The sequence below is a fragment of the Mycobacterium sp. ITM-2016-00318 genome (assembly GCF_002968285.2).
In the GTDB taxonomy this organism is placed as follows: Bacteria; Actinomycetota; Actinomycetes; order Mycobacteriales; family Mycobacteriaceae; genus Mycobacterium.
In genome coordinates this window covers 3,374,942-3,391,186 of the sequence record NZ_CP134400.1, presented here as the reverse complement: position 1 = coordinate 3,391,186, position 16,245 = coordinate 3,374,942, and the positions used below count along the sequence as shown (strand labels likewise).

Here is a 16,245-nt window from a genome sequence, read left to right as displayed (position 1 = left end):
CCGATCAGCCGGAAGTCGCCGCGCGGGGTCGGGCCGGCGGTACCGCTGCCAGCAGCGCGCGGGTGTACTCCTGCTCCGGGGAGGCGAAGATCTCCGTCGCAGGCCGGTACTCGACCACAGCGCCGTCCCGCATGACGAGCACGTCATGGCTCATCCGTTGAATGACCGCAAGGTCGTGTCCGATGAACAGATAGGTCAGATGCAGATCGCGCTGCAGGTCGGCGAGCAGGTCGAGTACGCGCGACTGGACGGATACATCAAGTGATGCGGTCGATTCATCGAGGATCAACAAGTCTGGTTCGGTGGCCAGGGCTCGGGCGATGCTGACGCGCTGACGTTGGCCGCCGGACAACTCGTGCGGGTAGCGCGACGCGAACGGTGCGGACAAGCCGACCAGTTCCAGCAGCTCCTCGACCCGCTCCCGGCGCGCCTGCTTCCCCTTCGCGAGACGATGCACACGAAGGGGTTCTGCGACTGCCGTTGCGACGCGAACCCTCGGATTGAGCGACGAGAACGGATCCTGGAACACGAGGCTGATGCGTCTGCGCAGTGTCTTCTCCGCGTTGCCGCGGACATCGAACACGTCGATTCCGTCCAACGACGCTGTGCCGCCGTCCGGTGCGACGAGTCCGGTCAGGGCGGCCGCCACCGTCGACTTGCCCGAACCTGACTCGCCGACCAGCCCCAGCGTGGCTCCACGTCGGATTCCGAAGCTGACGTCCTTCACCGCGTGGACGGTCGACCTGCCGGTCGGAGTGCTCACGGGGAAGCGCACGTCGAGTCCTTGAACCTCGAGCAGCACCGGCGCGTCGGCGTCTGCGGCCGGTGGCATGGAGGCACCGATCATTGGCCGCGCGGCCAGGAGTTCCCTAGTGTAGGCCTGCTGCGGGTTGTCGAAAACGTCGAGGATCGGCGCCTGCTCGACGACGTCGCCGTTCTGCAGCACGGTCACGTCGTCGGCCACCTGGCCGATCACCCCGAGGTCGTGGCTGATCCACACCACCGCGGTGCCGAAATCCCGCTGCAGAGTGCGCACCAGGTCGATGATCTGGGATTGCGTCGTGACGTCCAGCGAGGTGGTCGGCTCATCGGCGATCAGCAGCTCCGGGTCACAGGCCAGCGCGATCGCGATCATCACCCGCTGTCGCTGTCCACCCGACAACTGGTGGGGGTAGGACCGCAGACGCGTCTGCGGGTCGGGTAGGCCGACCGCCTCGATCAGTTCCAGCGCGCGGCCATTCGCCTGCCGTCTGCTCATTTTGCGATGGGCTTCGAGGGATTCGGTGATCTGCCGCTCGACCGTCAGCAGAGGGTTCAGTGAGGTACCTGGGTCCTGGAAGACGAAACCGATCCGGCCGCCGTGGATTTCGCGCAGCACACGCGCCGAGGCGCCGACGAGTTGGGTCGGCGCCGAGTCGCCCTTGCCTATGATCGTGCTCGAACCGCTGACCCTCGCGCCTGGAGCGTCGAGAAGTCCCGTCGCGGCCAGCACGGTCATCGACTTGCCCGAACCCGATTCGCCGACGATGCCAAGCGTCGACTCGCGCTCGACGTCGAACGAGACGCCTCGGACGATCTCGCGCCCGCCGATCCGTACATCGAGGTCGCTGACGCTCATGACCGGGTCAGCCACTTCGCCTCCGAGCTTCGATCATTGTGCGCTGCTTGGGATCCAAAACATCACGCAAGCCGTCGCCGAGCAGGTTGAACGCCAACACGGTGACGACGATGGCGGCTCCGGGGAAGACCGCCATCCACCAGGCGAGTGTGACGAATCCCTGTGAGTCGAAGATCATCCTGCCCAGTGAGGGCTCAGGCGGCTGGATGCCGAGGCCCAGGAACGACAGTGCGGCCTCCGACAGAATCGCGAAGGCGAGCGACAGCGAGGTCTGCACGACCAGAGGGCCGGCGATGTTGGGCAGGATGTGGCGGACGAGCATGTACAGGTGGCCGGTGCCCATCGTGCGTGACACCTGCACGAAGGGCTCCACTCGCACGCTCAGCGTGCTGGCTCGTGCGACGCGGGCGAATATCGGCGTGTACACGATGCCGATCGCGAGGATCGTGGTTGTCACGCCGGGACCGAGTATCGCTACGACCGCCAACGCGAGCAGCAGCACAGGGAAGGCGAACATCACGTCCACGATCCGCATCACGACCGTGTCGAGCCAGCCGCCGCGGTAGCCGGCGATGACGCCGATCGTCACGCCGACGATCACCGCGAACGCGACGCTGACCACCGCGACCCGCATCGAGGCCTGCACCGCCACCAGCACTCGGGACAGCACGTCGCGGCCGAGTTCGTCGGTGCCGAACCAATGTTGACCGCTCGGCGGCCGGAGCGCGTTCGGCACGTCGACGTCGTTGATCCCGAACGGCACGATCCATTGGGCCGTCAATGCGACGACGGCCACGATTGCGAGAACGACTGCGCTCACCACCGTGATCGGATTGCTTGCCAGCAGCCGCCAGGACGACAGCCGGGCCCGCTCGTCGACGGGTGACGTGTCGGTGGGCGGAGTCGCCGTCATGACAGCCGAATCCTGGGATCAACCACGGCGTAGAGCAGGTCGACGATGAGGTTGATGAGAAGGAACAGCGCGGCGATGAGCAGCACCGCGCCCTGGATCACCGGATAGTCGCGCGCGGCAACGGCGTTGAACACCAGCCGGCCGAGCCCCGGCCACGCGAACACCACCTCGACGACGATGACGCCTCCCAAGATAGTCGCGAGCTGGATGCCGGTGATGGTCAGCACCGGTATGGCGGCGTTCCGCACGGTGTGCCTCATCGTGACCACCCGCGGCGACAGACCCTTCGACCGTGCGGTGCGCACATAGCCCATGGCGGCGACTTCCAACACCGCGGCCCTGATGTAGCGGGTCATGATGGCGGCGGCGACGAGCCCGACCGTCAGGCCGGGAAGAACGATGTGCCGCAGCCAGCCGCCAGGGTCGTCGAAAAGCGGTCGATATCCAGACGTCGGAAGCCAGTGCAGTGTCGATGCGAACAAGGCGATCAGCAGAATCCCCATCCAGAAGTCCGGAACCGAAACTCCGAATTGACTTGTGATCCGCACGATCGCGTCGCTGACGCGGCCCTCGTGCAGCGCCGACCAGACCCCCGCGGGCAGCGCGATGAGCAGTGCGATGACTATGCCGACGACCGCGAGTGACACCGTGGCGGGCAGGCGTTCGAGCAAGGTCAGCGTGACCGGGTCGCCGTTGCGGAAGCTGACACCGAGGTCTCCGGTGAGCGCCGATCCGATGTAGCCGAAGAACTGTTCGACGATCGGCCGGTCCAAACCGCTTGCGGCGCGCAGTGCGTCGTATGCCTGCGGCGTATACCGGGTGCCGAGCGCGATTCGGACGGGGTCGCCAGGCACCAGGTGCACGAGCATGAAGACGACGATGAGAACGCCGATCATCACGACGATCGAATACAGCAATCGGCGCGCCACGAACCGCAGCACTGGACTGGACATCATTGGGTCCTACCTTCGCTGATGCTTGCGGTGCGGAACCGAATCGCCTTGTCGCGACGCGCTTCATACCCGGACATGTTCTTGTTCCACGCCTGGATCACCGAAGGGTTGTACAGGTAGATGTAGCTGACTTCGTCGGCGATGGTGGTCGCCGCCTTGCGGTAGATCGCTGCGCGCGCATCCTGGTTCGTCTCCACGCGACCGGCATCCAGCAGCTTGTCGACCTCGGGGTTGGAGAACTTCTGCGCATTGCTTGTGCCCTTTGTGTGGTGCTGCGCGTAGTAGAAGTCGTCGGGGTCGATGTTGCCCAGCCAGCCCATCATGAGCATGTCGAAGTGTCCGCTGTTCTGTTCATCCAGCCAGGTGGCGAAGTCAACCGTTCTTATGTTCACCGTGATGCCCAGCGGGGCAAGGTTATCGGCGATGATCTGCGCGGCGGTCACCGTCTCCGGGTACTCGTTGGTAACGAGCATGTCGAGATCCTGCGGTGACGCGTCGGCCTCGGAGAGTAGGCGCTTGGCCTGGGCGATGTCGTAGCGGTACCGGCTGTATTCGGTGTACCAGTAATTGCCCTTGGGTATTGCGAGCTGGTTGTTGGCGGCGGTGCCGTAGCTGGTGGCCGTCACGATCGCCTCCCGGTCGATCGCGTAGGCGATCGCCTGTCGGACGCGCACGTCGTTCCACGGTTTGCGCGCCTCGTTGAGCGCGAGGTACCAGTAGTCGTTGCTCGGCACGACCGCGAGGTTGACGGAGTCGTCGTCGGAGAGCTGGTTGACGCGCTGGGTGGGAATCGAGTCGGTCCAGTCGATTTCGCCTGCCTGCAGCGCCGAGAGCGCGGTCGACTTCTCGGGGATGAATCGGAACGTGACGCCCGAGACCTTCGGCGCGCCGTCCCAGTAGTCGGGGTTGGCGTTCAGCGTGATGGAGTCGCCGCTCTTCTGCTGCTGGAACGAGAACGGTCCCGTCCCGATCGGGTGGGTGGCGATCTGACCGCTTTCGACGTTCTTGCGTTGCACGATCGCCATGCCCTTGAAGCCGCCGAGGTTGGTCAACAGGTTCGGCGAGGGTTGTTTGAGCCGGATGACGACCGTCGACGGGTTCGTCGCACGGATGTCGGCGACGGCGCTCAGTTTGTCGACGTTCGACAGTTCCTCGTCGATGATGCGGCGGTAGGTGAACACGACGTCGTCGGCGGTCAGCGGGCTGCCGTCGTGGAATGTGACACCCGGCCGCAAGCGGAAAGTCCACGTCAGCTGATCCGGCGTGACATCCCATGATTCCGCTAGCGCGGGTCGCATCTGCAAGCCTGCGTCCGGTTCGACCAGTGTGTCGTAAACGTTCTCGAGGACCTCGAAGGAGAAGTAGGCGCTCGTCTTGTTCGGGTCGAGTTGGTCGGGCTCACCGCCGATCGCGGCGATGAGGCGGCCAGAGGAGTCGCCTCCGAGATCGACCTTCTCGCCGGGTGAGCAGGCGATGAGGGCAAGCATCAGCCATGCGGTGAAGACGGCGGCGCACCACATCGCCGCTCTCCACATGGTCATCACCCCGAATCGTCGGCCCGCCGGTAACTACCCGGCATGGACTGGGATCGTAACGCGCACTCACTTCCGCGAAACTGCGTATACGCAGGGCCTCACTCGAACTTCTGCTGCTGGAATGCCATTTCGGCGCGGTCTGGTGAGGGGTTCACCGTTTACATTGAATGCTCTATGATTCTGAGCCATGGCCAAACCTCCGCTGTCGATGACGCCCACCGGATGGTTCCAAGTTGCCTGGTCAGACGAGGTCAAGGTCGGCGATGTACACCGAATGACCTACTTCGGGCGCGAACTGGTGGCGTGGCGCGCAGAGTCGGGACAGCTGACGGTGATGGACGCCTACTGCGAACACCTCGGCGCCCACCTCGGCTACGGCGGACACGTCGTGGGGGAGGTCCTGCAGTGTCCGTTCCACGGATGGCAGTGGAATCACGATGGCCGCAACGTCTGTATCCCGTATCAGGACCGGCCCAACCGCGGTCGTCGCATCCGAACATTTCCGGTCGTCGAGCGCAACGAGTCGGTCTATATCTGGCATGACGTCGACGGGGGAGATCCGTACTTCGACGCACCCGACATCTTCGCGGGCTTCTCCGACGGCAGCAGCGCCGCTGACTACTACCCGCAGCAACGGTTGTACCGCGAAGGGCTGGAGATGCATCCGCAGTACGTTCTCGAAAACGGCGTCGACTTCGCCCATTTCAAATATGTGCACCAGACTCCCATCGTCCCGGTGTTCACCCGCCACGATTTCGACGAACCGGTGTCCTACGTCGATTTCACGATCACCTTCGAGGGCGACGAGAACCAGACCATCGACGATGTCCGCAGCGGCGTCGAGGCGATCAACGGCGGCCTCGGCATCGCCGTGACGAAGAGCTGGGGCATGGTCGACAACCGCACGATCTCGGCCATCACGCCCGTCGACGACCGCACCTCCGACGTCCGCTTCATGGTCTACATCGGCAGGCGAGCAGGCGACGACTCGCCGAAGGCCGAAGTCAAGGCGCGCGAATTCGGCGACGAGATCATCCGCCAGTTCACCCAGGACATCCACATCTGGTGCCACCAACGCTATTCGGACCCACCCGCGCTCGCAGGCGCCGAACAGCAGGGCTTCACCGCCATCCGCAACTGGGCCAAGCAGTTCTATCCCAGCGCGGACGCGAGGAGCACTGAAAACGATTGCATCGGCGGTAGCGCCGCCGAAGTGTATGCACAGAAAGGCCGAACCGAATGAGTCCCACCGACAAGCCGATCCGGGTGTTTCAGGTCGCGACCGGCAATGTCGGCTCGGAGATGATCAAGCGCATCGCCGACCGACCCGATCTCGAACTCATCGGCGTGCACTGCTACTCGCCGGACAAAGTCGGCAGAGATGCAGGCGAACTCGCGGGACTCGCGCCCAACGGTGTGACAGCCACCGGCACCGTCGAGGAGATCATCGCTGCGAAACCCGATGTACTGACGTTCCACGGCGTCTTCCCCGACGAGGATCTGTATGTACAGGTACTCGAGGCGGGGATCGACATCGTCACCACAGCCGACTGGATCACCGGCTGGCACCGCGACACCAACCATCCGCATCCGTCGGGAAAGCCGGTCTCGCAGCTGTTGGCCGAGGCCTGTGACAAGGGCGGGGCCACGTTCTACGGCACGGGGATGAATCCCGGCCTGAATCAGATCCTCGGTGTCGTGTGTTCGGCGGATGTCGCCGAAATCGAGAACGTCACGACGATCGAATCGGTCGACGTTTCCTGCCATCACAGCAAGGACACCTGGATCGAGGTCGGTTACGGTCTGCCCGTTGACGATCCGAGCATCCCGGGAAAGCTGGAGAAGTACACGCGCGTCTTCGCCGACAGCGTGCTCATGATGGCCGACTGCTTCGACCTGGCACTCGACGAGGTGAAGTTCAGCTACGAGCTGGGTGCCTGCACCAAGGACGTCGACCTCGGCTGGTACACGTTGCCGAAGGGTTCACTCGGTGGCAATTACATCAAGTACCAAGGCATGGTCGACGGCGTGCCGAGGGTCGAAACGCACCTCGAATGGCAGATGACTCCGCACACGGACCCGAGCTGGGAAATCAAGGGTTGTTACATCACCCAGATCAAGGGCGACCCGTGCATCTACAACAAGCACATGATCTTCCCGAAACCCGGTGTCGACCTGTCCAACCCGGAGAACTTCGCGTCGATAGGAATGACCGTCACCGGGATGCCTGCGCTCGCCGCGGTCAGGTCGGTGGTCGCGGCGCCGCCCGGACTGATGACCAGTGCGGAGCTGCCGCTGCGCGGGTTCGCCGGTCGGTTCAAACTGTGAGCAGGTTCAAGCGACGGTGAGTTCCAGATGCTCGAGTCGTCGCACCAGCAGGCTGGGCAGCCAGCGGCTTGCCGCCTGCGCTTCGACCCACGTGGTGCGCTCGAGCAGCCGGCCGATGACGATCCTCGCCTCCATGCGCGCGAGCGCGGCACCGACGCAGAAGTGCGCGCCTTTGCCGAACGAGATGTGCGCCTTGCCGCTGACGCGGTCAAGCCGAAAGTCATTGGCATGCGGAAAATGCGACGGGTCCCTGTTGGCCGCACCCCACAGCAGTAGAAGGCGCGATCCCGCAGCAATGTCGACCCCTGCGAGCGACGTGTCGTTGACTACATGCCGGTAATGACCGCGAAACGGAGGCTCGTATCTCAGCACTTCTTCGAGGAATGCGGTCAGCAGATCCGGGCTTGCGCGTATCCGCCGCTGAATGTCCGGTCGGGTCGCGAGCAGGTAGGCGGCGGATCCGATCAGCGATGCGGTCGATTCGCCGCCGGCGCTGAACAGGGTCGCCATCATATTCAGTGCCGTCAGATCTGCGAGTTCTCCTCCTTCGCGTGCCAACGCGATGTCGCTGAACAGGTCGTCCTTCGGGTCGGCGGCCGCCGACGGGAAGCGGTCCATGATGTAGCCGGCGAGCTGCATCACCGCGACGCCTGCAGCGGAGAGTTCGTCTTGGCTGACGAGACCCTCCACCACTTTCGTGGCAGCGTATCCCCACTTCCCGAGCTGATCGCTGTCCTCGTCGGGGACGCCGATCAACCGGCCGACCACCATCATCGGCAGCCGGTTGGCCATCGTCGACATCCACTCGATGGCCCCGTCATTCGCACCGTCGTTCCACAGCAGGTCCTCGGCCACACCGACGAACGACTCCAGCGCGTTGATGCGTTTGGCCACCAGTTGCGGCACCAGCAATTTGCGGTGCGCCGCGTGCGCCGGATCGTCAGCGGTCGCGAGCGCCTGAATGTCTCCACCGAGTTCGCCCATCGGGAACTCGCCGACCTTGCCGTCCTGGAACGTCATGGTGGCGGTGAGGTTGGACGAAAATTCCTGCGGGCGGGCGACGACATCGTTGACGGCGTCCCAACTGCATACCGCATGGAAAACGGAATCGCCGATCCGGTGGACGGGTCCCTCGGCCAGCATGCGCTCGTACAGCGGGTAGGGATCCTCGACGAAGCGGTCGTCGAACAGGTCACGGCCCAGACGGCCGTCGCGCTCATGCATTCGTCAAGGCTGAGCGCGCCCGGCCACCGCCGTCAATGGTGTCGAAGAAACATGAAAAGCGCTGCTCGGGAATCGTCAGCCGGGGTTTCTCACGTCGCGATCCCGACCAGGGAGGCGACTGAGATTTTCAGCAGAATCCGTCTCACCATGAGAAAGTTGGAGCCGTGACTCGCAGTGACTGGCTGGTCGGCGGTGACCGGCGGACGGCGGCCGCCGAACGCATCTACACCGCCGCCACGGAACTCGTCGCGCGCGACGGTATGGACGCCCTCGACATCGACGCTCTCGCGTCGCGGGTGCACTGCTCCCGCGCCACGATCTACCGGTGCGCCGGCGGCAAACGTCAGATCCGCGATGCGGTCATGGAACGGTCGGCGGCGCGGATCGTCGAGGCGGTTCGTCGTGCCGTCGACGGCATGACCGGTTCGACACGCATTGTCACTGCGATCGGTGTGGCGCTGAAGGAGATTCGCTCGGATCCGCTGGGCCGATCGACATTCGGCACGGTACGGGCTGGGCAGGATCAAACCTGGCTCACCGAATCACCGATCGTCGCCCGGTTGGCCACCGACCTCAACGGCTTGACCGACGACGACACCGAGGCGGTGCAGTGGATAGTCCGCGTCGTGCTGTCCCTGTTGCACTGGCCTGTCGCGGATCCCGGGATAGAACAGAAAATGATCGACAGGTTCATCTCCCCGGCGTTCGGGTCATGACGGGCATCTCGCCGCGACGGCCGGTCAACGGCAAGCAACTGCGGGCTGACCGAACACGGGCGATGGTCATCGATGAGACCGTGCGGTGTGTCAACGAGGAGGGCTTCGGTGCCGCGAGCGCCAAGCACATCACCGAGCGCGCGGGCGTCACGTGGGGCGTGATCCAATATCACTTCGGCGACAGGGACGGTCTGCTGATGGCCGTAGTGGACAAGGGGTTCGGCCAGCTGGCGGAGACGTTGCGGGCGATGGAGCCAGAGTTGGCGTCGACGGCGGGACCCGCAAGGGCCGAACTCGTCGTCAGCGCGGTCGCGGACGCATTTTTGAGCCCGACGTCGATCGCCGCACTCGAAATCCTGATCGCGACCCGTTCCGGACGTGCCGACCCCGACCAGAAGCATCTGCTCGAGCTGTTCACCACGCTCACCCGGCTCGGTAGGTACGCCGCAGACGGGCTCGAGCCCGATCGCGCCGATGCGGTCGGCAATGTGATCTGGACGACGTTGATGGGAGCGATGGTCGCCAAGATGGCGGTGCCGGGGCCCGTCGACGTCAGTCGCGAGTTGCGTGCCCTGACCGACGTGGTCGCCACCTACGTCGACCGCCACCGGACGACCTAGAAGCGCTCGGACTCCGTCAGCGGCTCACCGTTCGGGTTGCGCAGGAAGCAGATTGCGGTGCTCGGGTTCGGATTGTTCGCCGTCCGATCCTGATTCGAGTCGATCAGGTAGGTGACCGCGAAAGGGCCGCCGACGAACGGCTGCCCGGTGTAGTCCACGAATCCCTTCGCGCACTTCTCCATGGCCACCTGATCGATCGCCGTGTTGACCGCCAGCGGCGCCAGCAGAAAGACCTCCGCCAGATCCAGCAGAAAGACCTCCGCCAGATGTGGTGTCGCGCAGTCGACGACCGTGGTGGTCACCGCACCGGTATCGACTGCAGGGATTTCGGTCAGGCAGTCGCCGACCTTCAGGTCGAACCAGTTCTTCGATCGCGGGCCCGCAGGCGCCGGTGACGACGCGATCGTGGACGGTGTCGTCGTCGACTCCGACGCGGCACGCTGTGCCTCGCCCGAATCCTTTGCGGCGCAAGCCGACAGCAGCTCAAGTGCCGCGAACGACGCGCAAAGCGCGGCCGCCCTACTTCTCGCCCGCATCTTCGAGAAGCTGAGACGCGATCTTCTGTGCGTCGTCATGATCGTTCACATCGCACGAGAAGCCCTCGACGACCAGATTGGATACGACACCCATTGCGTGTTGGCATGTTCCGTCGAGGGTGCCACTGACATCGGCCTTCAACGAGATGGACCGGTCGTCGACATTCTGGACCTCGGCGGGCAGCCATCCGCCGTTCTCGACCTCGATGTCCTTGCGCTGCGAGCAGTCCCGCCACTTCGCCTCGGAAGCTTCGAAGAACTCGACGGCTTTGTCGGCGGTGTCGAACAGGACGAGGGTCTGCTCGACGAGCCGGCCGTCGTCGTCGGTGTTCGCCTCCAGCAGCAACTCGTCGCGTATCGCGGTCCAGTCGATTCCGTCGTACACGGCGTCCTCGCCCGGGTAGACCGCGCCAAGACATTCGACATCGGAGATCAGATCGGCGTTGTCGTTCATCTCCTCGGAGTCATAGAACGACTCCAGTTCGACGCCCGAAATCTTGTTCAGCGCGCTGTTGCTGAGCATGAGGCCGTCGAGGGCGGACTCCTCGAGCGGCGGCACGTCGTCCGACGGCACGGACGAACTGGGCTTGACAGCGGCGCCTTGCACGGTGCTCGTACAAGCGGTCGTCACGACGGCGAAGGCAACGGCCACACAGAGCGCAAACACCGGTAGCGGCCTTGTCATGGCGGGAGTCTAGAAGAACGCGGCCCCGGGCGGTCATGATTGCCGGACGGTGGCCGATCCTTGCTGCCGATCCCGCGTCGCTGTGATACTCCTTGCAGTGGCCTGAGGAGGGACATGGGGACGATCGCTCGTCTGCTGGGTGTTGCCGTGGTGCTGGCGGGCGTCGCCGTGGCGACCGCAGGCCCCTCGTCGGCAGACCAGGTCATGGAGGGGATCTACACCTTCAACACCCCTGGCATGCCGCACGCGGAGTGGACGATCTACCCGATCTGCGTCCCGACCGTCGGCGACCTGCGCGAGCCGCTCGAGTTGCCGGTCGCCTGCACCCTCAAGGTCGTCAGCGCGACGAAAAACAAGTCGTCGTTCGACCTGACGAACCTGAACTGGGGCGGCGACGCCCGCCTCACCGGCGGACAGTGGACGCTCAGCACGAACAAGGCGGAAGGCCTCATGTGCCCGGACGGCACCACCATGCCGACCGTCGACACCTACAAGTTCGACGACGTCACGCTGACGGGGACCCATACCTCACTGAACAACTCGGTCTGCGGGATTCCCGCCGGGATGAAGAAGTCGCCGTTCACGCTGACTTTCGACAGGCCGTTGCCCATCCCCGTGGACAGGTACCCGCTGGTGTGCGAGCCGGCGGGCAACCGCCTGTGTAGGTGAATCGCGCTAGACGGTGAACCCGCCGTCCACGTTCCAGTTCGCGCCGGTGATGTAACCGGTGTCCGGACCCGCCAGATAACTCACCACACCGGCTATGTCGCTCGGATGGCCGTACTTGCCCGTCGCCATGAGCTGCTTGGCGAGCGCGGCGAATTCGCCCGCATCGGGGTTCATATCGGTGTCGACGGGGCCGGGCTGCACATTGTTGACAGTGATGCCGCGCGGACCCAGTTCGCGCGCCAACCCGCGCGTGAGGCCTGCGACCGCGGCCTTGGTCATCGCGTAAGGCGCCAGGCCAGGCCCGGGCACCCGCTCGGCGTTGATGCTGCCGATGTTGATGATGCGGCCGTCGGCTCCCAGATGGGGGACCGCGCGCTGAATCGCGACGAAGACCGCACGGACGTTGATGGCCAGCTGCCGGTCGAACTCCTCGAGGGTGAACGACTCGATGTCCCGCAGTACGGCGACACCGGCGTTGTTGACCAGGATGTCGAGCCCGCCGAGCTGGGCAACCGCGTCGTCGACCGATCTCGCCACCTCGGCGGCGTCGGCGCTGTCGGCCTGGATCGCCACCGCTGTCCCGCCGTCGGCGGCCACCTCGGCGACCAGCTTCTCGGCCTCGGCGGCCGACCTGCCGTAGGTGAAGGCGACGGCGGCGCCGTCGGCGGCGAGGCGCCGCACGATCTCGGCTCCGATGCCACGCGATGCGCCGGTGACCAGAGCACGTCGATCTTGAAGTTTCGTCATGTTGCGTTAAAGCCAACCACGAGGACGGAAATTCCCGCTGGGTTAGGGTCAGCGGTTGATGAGCCCGAAGATCCGGCTTGAGCGCTACGAGCAGCGCACCGAGTGGCCGCTCGTGGCGGTCGCGCTCTCCTTCCTCGCGTTGTACTCCGTCCGAGTTCTGGCCCAGCCGCACGGGGACGCGGAGCGGGCCATCGAGTTGGCGCTGTGGGCAATCTTCTCGGTGTTCATCGTCGACTACATCGTCCGGCTCACACTTGCGCAGCCACGAGGCCCGTGGTTCCTCAAGCACATGTGGGAGCTGCCGATCCTGCTTCTGCCGTTCCTGCGACCGTTGCGCCTGCTGAGCCTGGCGGTGGTGATCAACGCGCTTCAGCGCGCCGTCGGTCACACCATCCGCGGTCGGGTGATCATCTACACGGCCTGTGGTGCCGTGGCAATCGTCTACGCGGCGTCGCTGGCGATCCTCGACGTCGAGGGCAACCATCCCGAGAAGAACTCGGAAATCGACAACCTGGGCGATGCGCTCTGGTGGGCGATGACGACCGTGACGACGGTCGGATACGGCGATCTCAAGCCGGTGTCCGCCGAGGGCAGGCTGGTCGCGGTGGCGCTGATGATCGCAGGCATCACCTTGCTGGGCATCATCACCGCAACGCTGGCGTCCTGGATCGTGCAGCGTGTCGGCGAGGAGGACGTGGCGAACCAGGCCGCCACCGCGGCTCATATCGCGGAATTGCGAGCCGAGGTGCAAAGCCTCGCAGAATTCTTGCGCGACAACAGAGCGGATCAACAACCGAAGGGCGATCGATGACCAAGCGAATTGTGGTGTGGGGCACCGGCTTCGTCGGCAAGATGGTCATCGCAGAAGTGGTGAAACACCCGGGTTTCGAGCTGGTCGGGGTCGGCGTCAGCAGTCCCGACAAGGTCGGTCGCGACGTCGGCGAGATCTGCGGTCTTCCCGCGATCGGTCTGACAGCCACCGACGACGTCGACGCGCTGATCGACCTCAAACCCGACGCGCTCGTGCATTACGGCCCGACGGCCGCCCACGCCGAGGACAACATCGCGCTGATCGTGCGCTTCCTGCGGGCGGGAATCGACGTCTGCTCCACCTCGATGACGCCGTGGGTGTGGCCGACGATGCACTTGAACCCGCCGAACTGGATTGCACCGATCACCGAGGCATGCGAGCTGGGCGAAGCATCGTGCTTCACCACCGGTATCGATCCGGGCTTCGCCAACGACCTGTTTCCGATGACGCTGATGGGCCTGTGCTCGGAGGTACGCAAGGTGCGCGCATCCGAATTGCTGGACTACACCAACTACACCGGCGACTACGAGCGCGAGATGGGAATCGGCAGGGCGCCGGAGAAGAAGGCGATGCTCGAAACGCCGGACATCTTGGTCTTTGCCTGGGGCGGAACGGTTCCCATGATCGCGCATGCGGCGGGCATCATGCTCGACGAGATCACCACCACCTACGACAAGTGGGTGACTCCCACCGAACGCACGTCGGCAAAGGGCGTCATCCCGGCAGGCCACGTCGCTGCGGTGCGGTTCACCATCAACGGGATCTACCAGGGCGAAACCCGAATTCAACTGGAGCACGTCAACCGCATCGGCGACGACGCGGCGCCCGACTGGCCGACCGGCAGCCAGAACGACGTGTACCGCGTCGACATCGAAGGGACGCCAAGCATCTTTCAGGAGACGGCCTTCCGGTTCACCGACGGATCCGGCAGAGACGCCGCGGCCGCGGGTTGCCTGGCCACAGGAATGCGCGCACTCAACGCGGTACCAGCAGTCAACGCTCTGTCGCCGGGCTGGGTGACCGCTCTGGATCTGCCCCTGATCGCCGGGGCAGGCACCATTCGCTGAGTAACGCCCGCGACTGCATCTGAGATGGACGATAAGGTTGCCCGTGAGATGGGGAAGTGATGGCTGATGGGGTTGGGCTGTCGGTTGGTGCCACCAACCTGACGGCTGTTGCGGTAGGCAGGGCTGCGGTGACGCGGTCCGCGGTGGTGACCCTTTTTCGGAACCGGCCCCTCGAGGTCGGCGTGCCGTCCGAGAATCCCCGGCTGAACTCGGACGAACGCGGCCTGATCATCACCGACTTCGTCGATCGGGTCGGCGATCCGGTTGGCATCGTGGCGCTCGACGGCAGCAGTCACCGAGGTGAGGTGCTGCTTGCCGAGGCGCTGCGCGAGCTGTTGTACGAAGTGACCAGCGGGCGAGGCGCTGTCGACCCGCTCGTCGTGACACACCCGGCGCATTGGAGTGCGGGCACCGTTGACGCACTGCGCGAAGCACTGGCGCCCATGCCTGAGTTCGCCGGCACCGCGTTGGTCTCCGACGCGAGGGCGGCCGTCACCGCGCTGCACGATGACCCCGGCCTGCCGACCAGCGGTGTGATCGCGCTGTGCGATTTCGGGGGCAGCGGAACCAGCATCACGCTTGTCGACGCGGGCAACGGCAATGAGGTGATCGGCCACACAGTCCGCTACCCCGACCTGTCCGGTGACCTGATCGACAAGGCGGTACTGACGCAGGTCATGGAGGGACTGTCCGAAGCCGGCTCGATCGATGTGACCGGCACGTCGGCGATCGGTCAGCTCAGCCGGCTCCGCGCCCAGTGCCGCGGGGCCAAGGAACGGCTGTCGACGTCGGCGGCCACCTCCCTGGTCGCCGATCTGCCCGGCCATCGCGGGGAGGTCCGCCTCACCCGTAACGAGCTCGACGACGCGATCCGGCAGCCGCTCGCCGAGTTCACGGCCGCGGTTCAGGAGACGCTGGACCGCAACGGCGCCCGAGGACTGGCCGCGGTAGCGTCCACCGGCGGCGGGGCGCGCATACCGCTCGTCACGACCACGCTGTCCGAGCGGTTCGGGGTGCCGGTGATCACCACCCCGCACCCCGAGCTGACCGCGGCGATCGGCGGCGGCCTCAACGCCATCCGCGGCACGGCAGAAGAGGGCGCGACCGCCATGGCAGGCGCTCTGAGTCCGCCGACCGCAGCGGCCCTCGCCGCGATGGGCGCCACCCAGATGGCACCGGAGGTGCACCCGGACGACATGGGGTCGGGCTCGTCCTCCGGACTGGCGTGGTCCGAGGCTGACGAGGTGCCCGACGTCGTCGCAGTGACCGATCCGTACGACTACGCGGGCGCGGCCGGCACCGACGCGATGGGCGCCGGCCCCCGTCCGCTGATGCAGTTCGAACCGGAGACCGAGAACTACGAGGAAGCGGGCAAGCGGAGCCCCTTCGCATTGTTGATCGCCGGTCTGGTCATCGTTCTGCTCGCGATTGCGCTGGCGTTGTGGTTCGTGCTGCGCAACGACGAGAGCACGCCGTCGCCGTCCTCGACGACCGTCACCACCACCACCACCGCACCCGCACCGCCGCCTGCCGTCGGCGAGACGCCACCGCCGACCAGCGAGGCGCCACCGCCACCGCCGGTGACCCAGACGATCACCGAGGCGCCCCAGACCGCCTCGCAGGAGCCACCGCCACCGCCTCCGACGAGCGAGGCGCCACCGCCACCGCCGCCGACGAGCGAGGCCCCGCCACCGCCTCCGCCGTCGTCGGAGGCGCCGTCGTCGGCGTCGACGCCCCCGCGGCTCATTCCGACGCTGCCGTACCCGACCATCCCCGGCCTGCCATTCGTTCCGGCGCCGGTGGTACCGCCGGCCCCCTAGGCT

16 protein-coding genes are annotated in these 16,245 nt (G+C 65.4%); 8 read left to right on the top strand and 8 right to left on the bottom strand.

The window, feature by feature from the left end; genetic code table 11:
* Positions 1–4 precede the first annotated feature (4 nt).
* Genes C6A82_RS16670 through C6A82_RS16655 form a run of 4 tightly spaced genes read right to left on the bottom strand, consistent with a single transcriptional unit; the run spans position 5 to position 5,019 of the window.
* Positions 5–1,618, bottom strand: a complete 1,614-nt coding sequence (locus C6A82_RS16670) for an ABC transporter ATP-binding protein (protein WP_105347862.1) — start codon at positions 1,616–1,618, stop codon at positions 5–7.
* A 7-nt stretch (positions 1,619–1,625) separates the two neighbouring features.
* Complete coding sequence (locus C6A82_RS16665) at positions 1,626–2,531, bottom strand: ABC transporter permease (protein ID WP_105347826.1); 906 nt, start codon at positions 2,529–2,531, stop codon at positions 1,626–1,628.
* A complete protein-coding gene (locus tag C6A82_RS16660; RefSeq protein ID WP_105347828.1) occupies positions 2,528–3,487 on the bottom strand; it encodes an ABC transporter permease in 960 nt (319 codons plus the stop codon). Before C6A82_RS16660 ends, C6A82_RS16665 begins: the two co-directional genes overlap by 4 nt.
* Positions 3,484–5,019, bottom strand: coding sequence for an ABC transporter substrate-binding protein (locus tag C6A82_RS16655; protein WP_396836818.1), 1,536 nt, complete (start codon positions 5,017–5,019; stop codon positions 3,484–3,486). The genes C6A82_RS16660 and C6A82_RS16655 overlap by 4 nt, the downstream gene beginning before the upstream one ends.
* Positions 5,020–5,206: 187 nt before the next feature.
* Here C6A82_RS16655 and C6A82_RS16650 point away from each other — a divergent pair, with 187 nt between their 5' ends.
* Complete coding sequence (locus C6A82_RS16650; RefSeq protein ID WP_105347831.1) at positions 5,207–6,262, top strand: Rieske 2Fe-2S domain-containing protein; 1,056 nt, start codon at positions 5,207–5,209, stop codon at positions 6,260–6,262.
* Entirely contained in the window at positions 6,259–7,347 is a 1,089-nt protein-coding gene (locus C6A82_RS16645) for a dihydrodipicolinate reductase (RefSeq protein ID WP_105347833.1), read from the top strand. Before C6A82_RS16650 ends, C6A82_RS16645 begins: the two co-directional genes overlap by 4 nt.
* Before the next feature lie 6 nt (positions 7,348–7,353).
* On the opposite strand, the gene C6A82_RS16640 is transcribed toward C6A82_RS16645, so the two are convergent.
* Complete coding sequence (locus C6A82_RS16640; RefSeq protein ID WP_105347835.1) at positions 7,354–8,571, bottom strand: cytochrome P450; 1,218 nt, start codon at positions 8,569–8,571, stop codon at positions 7,354–7,356.
* Positions 8,572–8,735: 164 nt separating this feature from the next.
* Between C6A82_RS16640 and C6A82_RS16635 the strand changes: the two genes are divergently transcribed.
* Together C6A82_RS16635 and C6A82_RS16630 are read left to right on the top strand one after the other, a co-directional pair.
* Positions 8,736–9,287: a TetR/AcrR family transcriptional regulator gene (locus tag C6A82_RS16635; RefSeq protein WP_105347836.1), complete on the top strand. Its 552-nt coding sequence runs from the start codon at positions 8,736–8,738 to the stop codon at positions 9,285–9,287.
* Positions 9,284–9,907, top strand: coding sequence for a TetR/AcrR family transcriptional regulator (locus C6A82_RS16630; protein WP_105347838.1), 624 nt, complete (start codon positions 9,284–9,286; stop codon positions 9,905–9,907). Before C6A82_RS16635 ends, C6A82_RS16630 begins: the two co-directional genes overlap by 4 nt.
* Here the strand turns inward: C6A82_RS16630 and C6A82_RS16625 are convergent.
* Complete coding sequence (locus tag C6A82_RS16625; protein ID WP_233217102.1) at positions 9,904–10,443, bottom strand: septum formation family protein; 540 nt, start codon at positions 10,441–10,443, stop codon at positions 9,904–9,906. The two genes, C6A82_RS16630 and C6A82_RS16625, sit on opposite strands and share 4 nt — an antisense overlap.
* Positions 10,427–11,128, bottom strand: coding sequence for a sensor domain-containing protein (locus C6A82_RS16620; RefSeq protein ID WP_105347840.1), 702 nt, complete (start codon positions 11,126–11,128; stop codon positions 10,427–10,429). Before C6A82_RS16620 ends, C6A82_RS16625 begins: the two co-directional genes overlap by 17 nt.
* A gap of 114 nt (positions 11,129–11,242) precedes the next feature.
* On the opposite strand from C6A82_RS16620, the gene C6A82_RS16615 reads away from it, so the two are divergent.
* The gene (locus C6A82_RS16615; RefSeq protein ID WP_105347842.1) at positions 11,243–11,797 is read left to right on the top strand and encodes a hypothetical protein; all 555 of its coding nucleotides are present in this window, start codon (positions 11,243–11,245) and stop codon (positions 11,795–11,797) included.
* Positions 11,798–11,803: 6 nt separating this feature from the next.
* Here C6A82_RS16615 and C6A82_RS16610 read toward each other — a convergent pair whose 3' ends face one another.
* Positions 11,804–12,544, bottom strand: a complete 741-nt coding sequence (locus C6A82_RS16610; RefSeq protein WP_105347844.1) for a 3-oxoacyl-ACP reductase family protein — start codon at positions 12,542–12,544, stop codon at positions 11,804–11,806.
* A 58-nt stretch (positions 12,545–12,602) separates the two neighbouring features.
* Between C6A82_RS16610 and C6A82_RS16605 the strand changes: the two genes are divergently transcribed.
* Genes C6A82_RS16605 through C6A82_RS16595 form a run of 3 tightly spaced genes read left to right on the top strand, consistent with a single transcriptional unit; the run spans position 12,603 to position 16,242 of the window.
* A complete protein-coding gene (locus tag C6A82_RS16605; RefSeq protein WP_105347846.1) occupies positions 12,603–13,355 on the top strand; it encodes a potassium channel family protein in 753 nt (250 codons plus the stop codon).
* On the top strand, positions 13,352–14,422 hold the full coding sequence (locus C6A82_RS16600) for a dihydrodipicolinate reductase (RefSeq protein WP_105347848.1): 1,071 nt from the start codon (positions 13,352–13,354) through the stop codon (positions 14,420–14,422). Before C6A82_RS16605 ends, C6A82_RS16600 begins: the two co-directional genes overlap by 4 nt.
* Positions 14,423–14,481: 59 nt before the next feature.
* Complete coding sequence (locus tag C6A82_RS16595) at positions 14,482–16,242, top strand: Hsp70 family protein (RefSeq protein ID WP_105347850.1); 1,761 nt, start codon at positions 14,482–14,484, stop codon at positions 16,240–16,242.
* The last annotated feature ends 3 nt before the right edge of the window (positions 16,243–16,245 follow it).